Source organism: Rhodopirellula sp. UH5 (assembly GCF_056839225.1).
Genome location: NZ_CM166390.1, coordinates 5101712 through 5115590, shown reverse-complemented (window position 1 = coordinate 5115590; position 13879 = coordinate 5101712). Strand labels below are relative to the sequence as shown.

11 protein-coding genes are annotated in these 13879 nt (G+C 57.5%); 4 read left to right on the top strand and 7 right to left on the bottom strand.

The features are described from left to right. Positions 1–8 precede the first annotated feature (8 nt). From sdhB to UH5x_RS17985, 3 genes are all read left to right on the top strand, one after another. Positions 9–863 (top strand): succinate dehydrogenase iron-sulfur subunit, encoded by an 855-nt coding sequence (gene sdhB / locus UH5x_RS17995; protein WP_482633230.1) that lies wholly within the window; start codon positions 9–11, stop codon positions 861–863. Continuing rightward, entirely contained in the window at positions 864–1259 is a 396-nt protein-coding gene (locus UH5x_RS17990; protein WP_047816603.1) for a hypothetical protein, read from the top strand. It abuts the gene before it with no gap. 821 nt (positions 1260–2080) lie between these two features. Continuing rightward, positions 2081–3214 carry an IS110 family RNA-guided transposase gene (locus UH5x_RS17985; RefSeq protein ID WP_482633045.1) on the top strand — a complete coding sequence of 378 codons (1134 nt, stop codon included), beginning with the start codon at positions 2081–2083 and terminating at the stop codon, positions 3212–3214. An 859-nt stretch (positions 3215–4073) separates the two neighbouring features. Here UH5x_RS17985 and UH5x_RS17980 read toward each other — a convergent pair. The 7 genes from UH5x_RS17980 to UH5x_RS17950 all read right to left on the bottom strand — a co-directional run bounded on the left by UH5x_RS17980 (position 4074) and on the right by UH5x_RS17950 (position 13521). Next, complete coding sequence (locus UH5x_RS17980) at positions 4074–5639, bottom strand: proprotein convertase P-domain-containing protein (protein ID WP_047816601.1); 1566 nt, start codon at positions 5637–5639, stop codon at positions 4074–4076. Next, a complete protein-coding gene (locus tag UH5x_RS17975; protein ID WP_482633229.1) occupies positions 5636–8296 on the bottom strand; it encodes a secretin N-terminal domain-containing protein in 2661 nt (886 codons plus the stop codon). The genes UH5x_RS17980 and UH5x_RS17975 overlap by 4 nt, the downstream gene beginning before the upstream one ends. Positions 8297–8642: 346 nt before the next feature. After that, positions 8643–9098, bottom strand: coding sequence for a hypothetical protein (locus UH5x_RS17970; protein ID WP_047816746.1), 456 nt, complete (start codon positions 9096–9098; stop codon positions 8643–8645). A gap of 135 nt (positions 9099–9233) precedes the next feature. Further along, the gene (locus UH5x_RS17965; protein ID WP_047816599.1) at positions 9234–10685 is read right to left on the bottom strand and encodes a GntP family permease; all 1452 of its coding nucleotides are present in this window, start codon (positions 10683–10685) and stop codon (positions 9234–9236) included. Between the two features lie 44 nt (positions 10686–10729). After that, positions 10730–11476, bottom strand: coding sequence for an arginyltransferase (locus UH5x_RS17960; protein ID WP_047816598.1), 747 nt, complete (start codon positions 11474–11476; stop codon positions 10730–10732). Between the two features lie 70 nt (positions 11477–11546). Beyond that, on the bottom strand, positions 11547–12746 hold the full coding sequence (locus UH5x_RS17955) for a DUF1559 family PulG-like putative transporter (protein WP_482633228.1): 1200 nt from the start codon (positions 12744–12746) through the stop codon (positions 11547–11549). A gap of 16 nt (positions 12747–12762) precedes the next feature. Then, the gene (locus tag UH5x_RS17950; RefSeq protein WP_482633227.1) at positions 12763–13521 is read right to left on the bottom strand and encodes a DUF2306 domain-containing protein; all 759 of its coding nucleotides are present in this window, start codon (positions 13519–13521) and stop codon (positions 12763–12765) included. 60 nt (positions 13522–13581) lie between these two features. On the opposite strand from UH5x_RS17950, the gene UH5x_RS17945 reads away from it, so the two are divergent. Further along, positions 13582–13800 carry a hypothetical protein gene (locus UH5x_RS17945; RefSeq protein ID WP_236696599.1) on the top strand — a complete coding sequence of 73 codons (219 nt, stop codon included), beginning with the start codon at positions 13582–13584 and terminating at the stop codon, positions 13798–13800. Positions 13801–13879 lie beyond the last annotated feature (79 nt).

The following is a 13879-nucleotide window of genomic DNA, read 5'->3' as shown; positions in this document are numbered from 1 at the left end:
TTCCACCGATGATTGCTCTCGACCCTTCGACTAAGAAACGACCCGAGTTCATCAACGTTCGCGTGCGTCGTCAGGATGCTCCCGGAAAAGCTCCGTACTGGGAACTTCACAAGATCAAGTACGAGCCCGAAATGAACGTGATCAGCGTTCTGCAACGGATCGCGGCTCAGTCCACCAACCGCGACGGAAAGAAAGTCACTCCCGTCGCCTGGGATTGTGGTTGCCTGGAAGAGGTTTGCGGGTCGTGCACGATGGTGATCAATGGCCGCGTTCGCCAAAGCTGCAGTGCCTTGGTGGATCGTTTGTTGGCGGACAACCCCGACGAGATCGTTTTGGAACCAATGAGCAAGTTCCCAGTTGTTCGTGACCTGATCGTCGACCGGGCTCGGTTGTTCCAAGGTCTGGAACGAGTCAAAGCTTGGGTGCCTGTCGACAGCTATTTCAACATGGGTCCGGGCGAGCGAATTCTGCGGGACGACCAAGAACGCAACTACCCGCTCAGCCAATGCATGAGCTGTGGCTGCTGCGTGGAAGCTTGTCCTCAATACAACAAGATTGAACTGACCCAGAAGTCAGGCGAGTCGGACGAGGAGTTCGAAGCTCGCGAAAAAGCGGCGTATTCGGAAGCGTTTGTTGGGCCGCACGCGATTTCGCAAGCGATGCTGTTCAACAACCATCCCACCGGAAAAGTTTTGGCTGGCGAGCGACTGGATGCGTTGGAAGGCCCCGGTGGCCTGGCATCGTGTGGGAACGCTCAAAACTGCGTGGCGGTTTGCCCCAAGGAAATTCCGCTGACCACGTCCATCGCACGCGCCGGGCGAGCGACGACGCTGCACGCGATCAAGACGTGGTTTGAAAAGTAATTGCGTCCGTTGCGGTTTCGTTGGTTGCGATATCTCTGGGCCGCTCCCAACACTCTGATCGGGATCACGATCGGGCTGTTGCTGGGGGGCCGTATTGAGTGGGTCGCAGGCGTTGCTGAAATCCACGGGCGGTGGATCGCGAAAGGCTTGCGATCGATGCCGGTTCCAGCCGCGGCAATGACGCTCGGCCACGTCGTGCTGGGTTGCACGCTTGCGGATCTGGAACGGACTCGGCGGCACGAGCGAGTTCACGTGCGACAGTACGAACGCTGGGGCCCGTTCTTTCTGGCCGCCTATCTCACCGCTTCGTTGGCATTGAAGCTGATGGGCCGCGACGCTTATCGCGGCAACCCATTCGAAATCGAAGCCTACGCCGTGGACGACCCGTCTGCGTGATCGAAGCAAAGGTGCGATCTAGCTTCTAGCTTCTAGCTTCTAGCTTCTAGCTTCTAGCTTCTAGCTACTAGCTACTGGCTACTGGCTACTGGCTACTGGCTACTGGCTACTGGCTACTCAGGGCTCAGGGCAACATACCTTGCGGTCTGCCTCCTTTCTGGAGGTCGTGCCGTTTCGAAGGGCTGTGCATCACACTTGCGAACGCCGCCCGTTGGCAACGGGAGGGGTCGGAAAGCGAGATTTCCGGAGGAGCGGCATTGCGCGCCGCGATTCCATGTTCCCGCCCCCTCCCTCACCGACGCCTGAACGGCGTCGCTCGACCTAGTTGTCGCTTCCCCGAAACTTCGGTGCTTGTCGCAGAAACTCAACCAAGTGCGACACCATAAAACGGCACAACCTCCAGCCGCGGAGCGACGAAAGCCTTGGGTTTCAACCCAAGGTCACCCACGTCGCAACACACCTCCCAAGTCGCGGAGCGACGAAAGCTGGGAACACCCTCCGAACACCTGTCGCCACTCCGTGGCTTTCCTGTCCCGGGGGCGTCACTCCCACCTCGGGTTGAAACCCGAGGCTATCAACTATCACCGCTCCGCGGTTGAACCGACAGACACAGCACACCCAACCCGACACACCCAACCCGACACACCGAAAAACCACCGCGTGAAATCCCCAACGCCCGTGTAGCAATTGAACTTTCGGCGCGCCCGCCACAACAGTCGCGGAGAAACTATGGAGGGGGCAGGTCAGAGTGGAAAAGATTTGGCACACTCGTTGGGACGTTTAATAGCTTTTGAAACAATCCACAACGAGGTACCAAATCCATGTCCAAGTCTATCATGATTGGCTGCGACCTTCACGACCGCAGCATGCTCCTTCGCTACGCCGTCGGCACGCAAGTGCCCCAGCAACTTGCCCACGAAAACAATCCATCGGGACGCCGAAACATGATCGCGCGGATCAAACGGCTCGCTGACAAAGAGCGGTGCCAGCGGATTGTCTTTGCATACGAAGCCTCCGGGCTCGGGTTCGGACTCTCCGACGAACTGCACGAAGCGGGCATCGAATGCTACGTCCTTTCGCCATCACTGTTGCCCACCACCCCGAAGTCCGCCAAGCTCAAGACGGATGCCAAGGACGCTCAAATGCTATTGGAACAAGTCCGTGGTCACGTTTTAGCCGGTAATTCGCTGCCGGTCGTCTGGACACCACCCCAGCGACTTCGTGATGACCGGGAGCTCGTCCGGGCTCGGATCGACGTCGGCGACGAGCTGACTCGCGTCAAACTGAAAATCCTCTCGGGGCTGAAACGACGCGGCATCACCAAGCCGTCGTGGTATCAAACCCACTGGACCAAGCGATTCGTTCGCTGGCTGCGAGAAGACGTGATCGCTCAGATGGACTCGGTCGTCGCCGCGACGTTCGAGCGACTAGCGGATCGTTACGAAGCCTTCCGTCAGGAACAGACCAAGCTCGACAGCGCGTTGCGAAAACTATCGGGCGAATCGCGTTACGCCGCTGCTCACAAAAGGCTGCGTGAGATCCCTGGTGTTGGGCTGTTGACGGCGATGACGTTCCTGACCGAGATGGGTGACCTGACGCGGTTCAGCAATCGCCGGCAAGTTGGTGCGTATTTGGGGCTGGTTCCCTCGAGTCATGAAAGTGGAGAGAGTGACAATCGCAAAGGCCGAATCACGCGTCAGGGGCCTGCCAGACTTCGCAAATTGCTCTGTCAAGCGGCTTGGGTATCGATCTCGCGGAGTGAGTCAGCGGCGAAGGACTACCATCGGATCAAACAGGGCCAAAGCAAACGAACCAAGAAAGCACTCGTGGCGATGATGCGGAAGCTCGGGGTGGTGATGTGGCATCGTGCCTTGGAGTGCGGTGTGTCGAGCGAACTACTCGGGCGGAGCGGCCCAGTTGATCTTCAAGAGGCTTCGAGGATGCAAGCTGCCTAGAAGAGAGAACGACCACCGTGCGATGCCACTGAATCCGCAATTGAAGTTGAACCACATCCAACAACCGAACCGTCACCTGCTAGGAGAGGAATTTTCGTCACAGGGTTGATGCTTGAAGTCTTTTGAAGAGATTCCCGCATTGGCCAAGAGTCCTTCGAGAGTCGCGATCGAATCGTCGCTGGGTCCTACCCGTCGCGGAGAATGATCCGGCTCTCACTTGAATCACCCGCTTTGCGAAGCGAACTCGTTTACTGATCTGACGGCAATCCTGTCACGATCGAATAGCAGCTTGCGATGCAGATCGGAATCTCCCAGCGAGATCCAAAATTCACCCTTGACGAAAAAACCTACATAGCAGCGACGAAAGCTGGGAACACCCTCCGAACACCTGTCGCCACTCCGTGGCTTTCCTGACCCGGGGGCGTCACTCCCACCTCGGGTTGAAACCCGAGGCTATCAACTATCACCGCTCCGCGGTTGAACCGACACACACAGCACGCCCAACCAGCCCCACCCAAACGCCACCGCGTAAAATACCCAACGCCCGTGTAGCAATTGAACTTTCGGCGCGCCCGCCACACCAGTCGCGGAGCGACGAAAGCCGAAAGCCTTGGGTTTCAACCCAAGGTCTCAAACGTCTCAACACACCCACCAAGTCGCGGAGCGACGACAGCTGGGAACACGCCCCGAACACCTGTCGCCACTCCGTGGCTTTCCTGTCCCCTCACTCGCGTAGGCCTGAACGGCGTCGCTCCCCTGAAACTTCGTTTTGGGAGAGGTGCATCATGTGAAAACACGCTGAAAAGCGGCGTTGATCAACTGCGCGACCTCTGGGAGGGTGCAGCAAGTGCCATTCGACTCAGGGCTTCGACGTGTCCGGTGTGATGTCGAGGCTCCAGTTGTGTAGCAGGCCAAACCGTTCACTTCGTGTTCCCACGATGACCAATTGCCAAACTCCTTGAACGCTTTTTCCGTTGAATGAGCTGAGACTGGGTTGGTTCTTCAGCCGGCCTTCGGGAATGAACGTGCCTTCGAACGGTGGGCGAGCTTTGGTAATCGGGATCTGCGCGTCGTCATCGAATCGCGTCCGATCGAAGTGATCGTCGTGCCCGCCAACGCTGGTGAACAGTTCGATCTTGGTTTCGTCGGGGCCGACCAGATAGGCGTCGAGCGATTCATCTTGTGTGTGCGTGATCGACAATTGCAGATTGATGTCTGCAATCACGTAGTCTTCTTCGATGAAGATCTCGGAGATGACCGTTTTACGAGGCGGCAAGGCGGAAGCGATATCACTGCGATAGTTGCCGCCCATCAACGAGGTCGATCCCGCCAGCTCGCTCTTGGTGAGCAAACCATCGGCGTTCTGGTCGTACGACTCAAACTCGGCCAACAATTCAGAGGTCCATTCCTCGGCAAACTCGGGCATTGAGATCTGTTGGTCACCGTCCGCGTCGCGTTCAAAGAACCACGGTGGCAAACCTTCCGCGTCCTGGTCTTCTCTTTCCTGGAGTTGGAGCAGATGGACATTGAGTTCGTCGCGAGAAATTTCGCCATCGCGATCCAGGTCGATGCGGCCAAATGGGATCCCCATCGCAACGGTTTCGCTGGCTTCCAGACGCCCGTTTCGGTTTTGGTCGAATCGTTCCATCACGGTGGAAGCGAGGTAATACCGACGGTCCCGACGCCACGAGCGTGAGTCGTCAACCCGTCGAGAAGGCTCGACTGCGCGAACCTCGCTGCCAACTCGCCGGCGTTTCCGAATCAGTTCACTGGACGCGTCGGAAAGCAAGCGTCGGCGAGCGTAACGCTGTGCCAATTCGATGGTGCTGAGCCGGTTGTCTTTGTCGTAATCTTCGTCGAAGGGATCGCGAAATTTCCAGTCGGCTCGCTCGACTTCACGACGGTCGAGGAAGCCATCGCGATTCCGATCGCTGCGTGCGAGCGTGCGTTCGGCTTGGCGGTAGTCATCAGCGGTGTATTGAAACTTCATCTCTCCCAGGCCGAACTCGGGAACCATGGGTTCGTTGTCGAGAGGGCCAAAGGGACGCACGGTGATGTCGGTTTCGGGGTCGACCTCTTGGCCTGAGACGCCGTTTTGCAAGGCGTGATAAATCCTCACGGCTTCTTGCCAGCGCTCGATCGAGTTGTCTCGGTTCAGGTCCATTCGGCGTGCTTCGGCAACTCGTTCCAAATAAGGACGAGAAAGGGCTGTGATTTCTTCGGGTTCGATGTCGCCATCTTGATCACGATCAAGACGCTCCAACGACTCACGAAGTCCCGACTGGGCGTGAGCGACGGTGCCGCCGGAGATCACGGCACCGGACATCAGTGCCAGCGAGGCGGGCAAAGCGAATTGAAGAGCAGTGCGTCGCACGCTTGGAAGGAACTGCGAGAACAGGATGGCACTCCAGGGAGGTCGCATCATCGGCCTCCTCGGTCTCGCGAACGATCGCGGGAAGAGGTCGTTGGGCGGCTGGAGGTTGTCGAAGCGCCGAGCACTTGTTGAAGCACTGCGCCCATCACTTCATCGCTGCTGGGGATGATGACTTCGACCGCTTGTTCGCCACGCGAATCAATCGTTTGGACAAGCGTTTCCACCTCAGCAAACAATTGCGGAGGTGCGGTCACAATCAAGGAGTTGCTGGCTTCGTGAACAGCCACGGTCATCTTGGGTTCTAAATCCCGTGCCGCCTGGGAAGCTGATTTCTTTGGCGGGGCCTTCGAGTTGCCACGGTTGTCGCCATTGCGAGCTGCGTCGCGTGCGTCCGCATCGTTTCCGCCACCAGCAGCCGCGTTGGCTTTGCCGGCCCCTTCGACCATGCGGCTGGCGTAGGCTTCTTGAATGGCTTCCGCGACATCCGCGGCGCGAGTGTGTTTGAGCTCGATGACACTCGAGGTTCCGTAGGTTTGCACGGTCGTGATGCTGCGGTCTTTGTCGATGATCTTGAGGTAGTTCTCGATCAGGTCGATGTCGTCCGAGGATCCCTGCGCGATCAGCCGATTCAAACGCGAATCGGATACGATCGTGATCGAACCGAACAACAAGGTCATTGTCCCGTCGCGAGTGGTCAGGAAGCTTCCCAGATAACCGCCCGAAGAAACGGAGGTCATGGTTCCGTTGATCAGTGTTCCGGCTTCACCTTCTTTGGCTGCTTCACCGCCCTCGAGCAGTTCCGCCAGCATTCGAAGCGCGTCATCCGGCCGAATGTGCTTCAGATAGAACGCGATCGGTGGTGACGATGCTGGCTGCAGGGATGTGCCCAGTGAACGCAGGTGCTGCTCGAACTCGTCCAAGGCATCGGTGTCTTCGGATTGCAGGACCAATCCCCGCGCCGTGATTTGGCAAGTGATTGGCTCCGATCGCGATCGCGTGACGGTCGTTAGCAACCGAGCGTCGGCGGGCTCGTCTGTCAGGTTTCGCTTGCTGGTCAGTTCGAGAGCTTTCTGGCTGGGTGGGGGATCCGAGCTCTCGGTGGCACCTGCATCGTCGTCATGGGGGACGCGTTCGAGCACATTGGGTGAATCGGACTCGTGCCCAGGATAGAGAATCACCGGGTTCGCGGACTGCCAAAATTTGGCGCCGGTTTCCAGCAAACGTTGTGCGTTTTTGCCTTTGAAGGGGAGCACGCGCACTTGGTTGGTATCGCTCGAGACGCTGCCCGCTTCGAGACCTTCGACGATGGCTTTGATTTGGTCGATGCGATGTCGTTTACCGCGAACAAACAGGCGTCGATTGCCGGGATCCGCATCGATTCGCGGCATGTCTGGATCGATTTCGTCTGGATCGGCGTACTCGTCCGGCAGGTCCAGCATCTGATCGATCAAGCTGATCGCGTACGTGGGATCGACCGAGTTCAGTTGAATGACTTCGAATTCATCCTCTGCGGTTTGAAGTTCCTCGACCGTTTGGCTGATTTCCTGTTGGGTTTCCGCTGACGCCAAAGCGACAATCGTGCCTGCATCGTCATCCATCGAAAGGCGAACTGTCTTGCCCGACAGCAACGTTTGCAAAACGTTGTAGACCGTGCGAACGTTGCCACCGGGAACCAGGTACGAGCGAAGCTGCATGGGTTCGTTGGAGGTGGCGTTTGACGCATCGGGTTGATCAACCGCTTTGACCAGACCTTCCAGCAATTTGACTTTGTCTTCGATGCCAGTGACGAAGATGCTGTTGCCGCCCAGGTCGGCCGACAAGCTGACATCGATCCCGATCATTTCATCCGTGGCCAACCCCAGGTGCGGGCGAGCGACGGTCAAAACATCTTCGGCAGTGACGTGTTGCAACTGGAACGATTGAACGATCGTGCCGTTATCCATCTGGTCCATCTTGAACGCAGACAGAACACGCTGAACGCTTCTCAGTTTCGCAACGGAGTCGGTGACGATCAGTTGGTTCGTTTTGTTGAGAACCGTGGGATTGGTCATCAAGTTCAAGGCGGACAACTCTTGCACCGCGTCTTCGCCGTCAATCTCACCCAAGGAGAAAATGCATTTGACGACGTCGTGCGGCTTTTTTTCGACGAGTTGTTCAGCTTCGATGAACTCGGCCAGCGTTTCCAGCTGTTGCACACCACGCGGATCGGTCAGGTCGATGACCGAAAGCAAGCGACCGCTGCGTACCAACGTGAACCCTTCGGAGATCAAGAACAGGTTGACTCGGTCGATCGCTTCTTGGACCGTGAATTCGCTGTTGTCGGTGTAGGTGAAACTGCCCGGCGGCAATTCGCCGATGTGCAATGCCAAGTCCGCTTCGTCGGCCAACCACTGAACGACTTCGCGCCAAGGCACACCGTTGAAGGAGAATCGAATCGTGGCCGCAGTTTGCGAAGCCACCGGTGTCGCGGGAGCCTCGACGGCTGTTGCTGGCGTTGGCACGATCACATCGTCTGCCAAGCATCGGCCGGAAAAATCGGGTGCGGCAACGCCACTGCCGATCCACATCCCACCCAAGGCGGCCCAAGCGATCGCAGCACGTACACGCTGCTTGCGTTTGCTCAGGACTCGACCGTCAGAGGCGGTTTGCGATGAGAAGCATCCATCCAAAGCGACCTTTCGCTTTGGGAAGTTCAATGCATTGTTCATGAGACTGGAAGCTCGGTGGCGATGAAACCAACGGCTTTGATTCGGTGGGAGGCGGGGAGCGGTCGGATGATTTGTCAGCGAAGACGACCGCAGGGGGGAATCCTAGGGTAGTGAATTGTCAACAGAAGTCAATGTTTTCCAGGGGTTTCGGACTTCCGAAGACCGCGGGAAAAAGCTGCCTGTGTCATTCTCACGGCGAGGCTTTGCGACACATTGAGGGTTCTCCCAACCCCCCCCCGGCACGGAATTCAAAAACGCTTCCCCGAAGAGGTCTTGCGGCTTTTCAAGGCCATTGCACGCGGCAAGCCGCTGGCTGAATTGGACCTGCACGCCTTGGGCGGCGGTCTCAGACGGATTGAATTTGCCGAATCAGGTCGAGAATGGCCTGTGCCTGCTCAATTCCCCCGGCCTGTTTGACGAATTCAGCTCCCACCTGCAGTGTTTCCATGCTGACAGCCCCCGGTTTTGGTGCTGGCGCGGCCGGGGTGCTCGCCGGGGTTGCGACTTCAGGCTTAGCGACGGCTGGCCGGCGTTTCGCGGGGGCAGCCTTCTTGGCTGCTTTGCGTTTTTCTTGCGAGCGTACGTTCCCAACGTCTTGGTATTTGATGCCGTGCTCTTCGAGCGCCGCAACGATTTCCGTGTTTCGAGCCTCGGGATGAGCCTGGATGTAGCGGCGAATTCGCTCGCTCTTGCTCATCGCTGGCTCGTCCGACTTCGACGAGGCTTGGAAGCCGTTGGCGGAACTGGAGGCGGAGTTGTCCGCGGTCGGTTCGTTGATCAAATCGGGTTGCGTCGTATCCATGCAGGTTCGTTCTTGTCGATTTTGGGGCAAATCAAAACACCCCATTTAAATCACTGGGGCCAGAATTTGAAACCGTTCATCGGTACATGTGTGACATCCGGAGCCATTTCTACCGTCGCTTCTGGATCCGATCCATCACACGGCGGGGAAGATCGCCGCGGCAATCACCGTGACCAACAACGCTGAAACTCCCAACGCCGCGCTCATTGGCGAGATCGTTCGCAGGGCTTCTTTCTCTGTCATGCCAGTCATTTCCGAGATAATCCAGAACGCACTGTCGGTCATCCAGGAAATCGGTTTGCTTCCCGCTCCGATCGCCATCGCCAGGTAAACCGGGTGAAAAGGAAGCTCGCCACTGGTTGCCAGCGATTGCAAGATGCTGGCCGAAGTGATCATGGCAATGGTCGCGGAACCTTGGATCGTTCGAATCGCGGTCGTGACCAGGAACGCCAACGGCAACAACCAAAGCCCCGGGAATCCTTGGGCGATCGAACCGACCACTTCGGCGATCCCGGCGTGATAAAGCATTTTGCCCATCGCCCCGCCCGCTGCGGTGATCAAGATGATCGATCCTGCTGAGGCGATGGCGGCGGACACCACTTTTCGTCGTTGGTCGTTGGGGACCCACCGGATCAACCCGAACGCAACGAGGCACCCCAGTCCCAACGCAAGATTTTTATCGCCCAAGCGAATGATCCAGCCCAACAGTTCTGATTCGGCGACGGCTTCGCTTCCGTAGATCGATTTGATCGTCGATCCCAGAGCAATCAAGACCACCGGCAAGGCAATCGGAAACAGTGCCAGCCACAGTGGCGGTTTGGGCGGGATGTCGGCCGAATCCTCATCGGCTGACGCCAGACGTTGAGTTTCCGGCCGAATCTCTTCACCGTCTTCGTCGCGAAGTGGCAAGTCGACAAAGTGGTTGATCACTCTCGCGGCGGCCAGTGCGATCACGCTGGTCACGCTCCCAATCCCCAGTCCGGCGATCAACATCGCACCAACTTCGACTTCCAAGAACGCGGCGACCTGCAGCGGTCCCGGCGTCGGTGGGATCAACGAATGCGTGATCGATCCGCCTGCCAAGATAGCCAGGATGAACAGCACGTAATTCTTGCCTGTTTTGCGTCGGAGGGACCGGGCCAGCGGCAGCATCAAGTAGAAAACGGTGTCGAAAAACACCGGGATTCCCAGCACAAAAGACGCGGCAGCCATCGCCTCAGGAGCTCGTTTTTCCCCGGTCCAGCGAAGCATGGTGTCAACGATCCGCGCCGCGGCACCGGATTGCATCAGCAATCCACCGATGACGCTGGCCAATGCTATCACGATCCCGATGGAAGCTGCCGTCGCACCAAACGCATCCGCGACTCGCTCGGATGCACTCTGCCCGACAAAGTCGGCGGCCTCCGATTCTGTGAATTTACCTTCGGCCAATCTCGCCGATGCAAAGGACGACAACTGAGCCGGCGTGGTCAGCATGGCCACCATGATTGCCGTCGACAGCAGCGCCAGAAACGGGTGCAAGCGAAACGCGAGGATCGAAACCAGCACCATCGTCACGGCGAGCGCGACCAACCACCAAATCGTCAAGACTTCTTCTCACAGCGTGGGGAATGGATGTGTGACGCCAGAGTCTACTCCAAGCAGACACGCCATTGCCCGTCGATCAAACGTTCCTGCGGTACGAATCGTGATTTGTAATTCAGGTGTGGGTTTTCGGCGACGTACAAACCCAAGTACACCCAAGTGCGACCGTTGTCTTTGGCCCACTGAATTTGTTGCAGCACCGCGAAGGTTCCCAGGCTGAACTTGGATGCGATCGGATCAAAATGGGTGTACACCGCGCTGACGCTTTCTTGGCCGATGTCCATGATCGAAACGCCGACCAGTTGGTCTTGGTAACGGATCTCAAGCTCAAGCGTTGGCCAACAGGTTGCGATCAAAAAGGTCTCGTAGTCCGACGCACTGATGTCGTCATCGTGTGCCAAGCCGCGAACGTTGCGATGATCGTTGTAAAGTCGAACACGATCCGCATCGACTTGTGGGACTTGCCAACGCCAGGTCAGTTCCCGCTCCGCTTTTTTGAGAACACGACGCAGCGATTTGGTCAGTTTGAAATCCTCGGCTCGCAATCGAATGGGCTGGCAGGCACAGCAGTTCGGGCAATTCGTGTGATAGACAAATTGGCTGCTGCGACGAAAACCAGCCGCCAGCAGCATGTCCGTGTCTTCGCTCTGACGCGGAGGCATTGGGAAGTACAACGGCATGCGAGCTGGTTCGCCATCGATGTACGGGCAGTCGCTGGCAGCATCCTGGACCAGCATCATTCGATGACGCAGGGGAGCAGCACTTTCAGGAAAACTATCGTTCGCGGGAATCATGTCACCCAGCGTATCGGATCGTGGCGGCGATGGATCGGACTACCATTTTATTCCCAAGTTCCGGTCGGAATCAAAGGCCGCTGGTCACCAAGTCCTCGCTCCGGGCAGTCCCGAGTGCGCCCCACACACCATACGGGCTCTCCGGATGAGTGAACGAGGTTGGCGATGAAGAGTCCGCTTGATTGGAAGAGTTGCCAGCAGCTTCATCGACCGGTTCGGAGGTGGTGCTGGCGTTGGATTCAGCCGCTTCCGTCAACCGAACCACCGCGGCGGTCGAATCACCATGATCAATCGATTCGATGATGAACTTGACCGCGCCATCCGCCATCAGCACGTTTGCTCCACCCGCATGAAAACTGCCCGCCGAATGGAGGCCTGGGCTGGTCAATTGTTTTCCAACGGAACAACTTGGTGAATTCGGTGGCAGGATCGTGTTGACGGCCGCAATCGCCGCAACCCCATCGGCCCACCGACCGCCCCGCCCGACGCTGGCGAGTTGAACGGATGATTCGTAGAAGTCAGGTCGGTCGACATCCAACGTTTCTCGGCAAGTGCTGGGCGATTCAAAGATTGCCCCGGTTTGTTGAATCGCGGTTTGACCGATGACGAAATTCCCCCCTGGGTCGTTGCCGATTTCACACATGGCAATGGTGTTGGAGAGGCCATCGGTGATTGTGCGAAAGTGGGGAACATGGGTCCCGGCGAAGATGCCGCGCACCGATCGTGTTGACGAGTGTTCGGCATTCAGCAGGTCGACTTGATCGCCCACGCAAAAGGCATAACTCGTCAATCCAAATGGCTCGGGCGTGGCCGGCGAAGCGGGACACTGCAAGGTTGAAATCTGTGTCGTCCAAGGTTCGTACTGTTCGACCCAGGGTGCCGGCCCCATTGGCGGGTAGAACATTCCGTTGAACTCAGCGGGGTTGGAGATTGTTTCCCACAAGCTGGAGGCTTCAAAGAACGGCAGCAACGCCACCAATCCGCTGAGACGCCGTGAGTTCCCGTCCCGTTCGGATGGGCCTCGAAGCGTGCCTCCCTGGGCAGGAGGAAGCTGCTTGTAGGCGGAGTGGTAGTTGTGCAGCGCGAGTCCAAGTTGTTTGAAGTTGTTGCTGCAACTCATTCTTCTGGCGGCTTCACTGGATGTGCGTACCGCTGGCATCAGCAATCCGATCAGGACAGCGATGATGCCGATGACCACCAGGAGTTCCAGCAGCGTGAATGCATGACGCTGAATCTTGACCGCAGCCGATGTCGACGAACGATCATGCATTCTGTCGATTGGGTCGCTACACCGAGATGGGGATGGAAGCCGTCGCCGGCGTTGTCCTGGTTGTGTTCCGTGACATTGAAGCAGCGTCATGACATTTTCTCCCAACCTCGAAAAGAAACCACGGGACCAACCAACTGGCCCAAGCGAGAAGACGGTGTGCAAAATCAGTTTCTGTTCCCGTGAGAATCGTGAACCCGACGACGACTCGAAGCATCAACGGCGAGCACAGCAGCAGAAAACAGCGTGTTGCCCAAAGACGGTGCTGACGGATCCTCCCGCTCATTGCACTGCGGATCGCGAGCGCCATCGTGATCGCCGTTGCCAGTGACAGCAGTGTGAAGGCGACTTCCGCACTCGGGCCAGCCATGGCGTGCTGGGCCATCACCAAACCGCTAGGAAACAAAAACAACAGGACCACAACGGCTTGAACCCGCCCGATGACACGGTGCCATCTTGGAGTCGGTTTCCGCTTCGATCCACTGAAGAACAACGCGGCACCTTGAACCAATGCGATCGGTCCCGCGACAATGTGAATGTAGAACGCGATGGGATACCAACCGTGGAAGTGACTTCGGTGAGCCGACAGGAAAACCGAGTCCTTCAGGTTGGCAGGGAAATAGTCCTGGTACGGGAGCAGGAGCTGGACCAAGACACTCACGCCGAGCACGAGCGTCATCGCGGTTGCCACTCGCACCAGCCGGTTCAGTCGTGACGCATCACGGTTGAAAACGGTTCCGCGAGGAGAAGCTTTGAAAAGGGAATGCTCGGAAGCCATCGATTATCCTCCTGCTGGAGTCTAACCGTTTTGAAATCAGCACACCAAATGGATTGCAACATGAATGAATCGAGAGCTCCCAAATTGAACCATCCATCAGCAGAGGGTTCATCGCAGTCCGATGCGCCGCACCAGTGGAATCAGTGCTCCCCCGCGGATGCGACGCTGGGTGTTTGCCCCGTTTGTTTGGGGCGAACCCTGATCGAAATTCGCGGCAAGTTGCAGTGCGAGCGATGTCACACGATTTGCGAAACATGCTGCGAAGGCGGCCGCACTTGAGGTATTGGTAAGCTGCCACGCATCCTATGGATGCCGTGCATCGTGGTCTGTTCCAACTCAATTTCAGGGTAGCGGAACT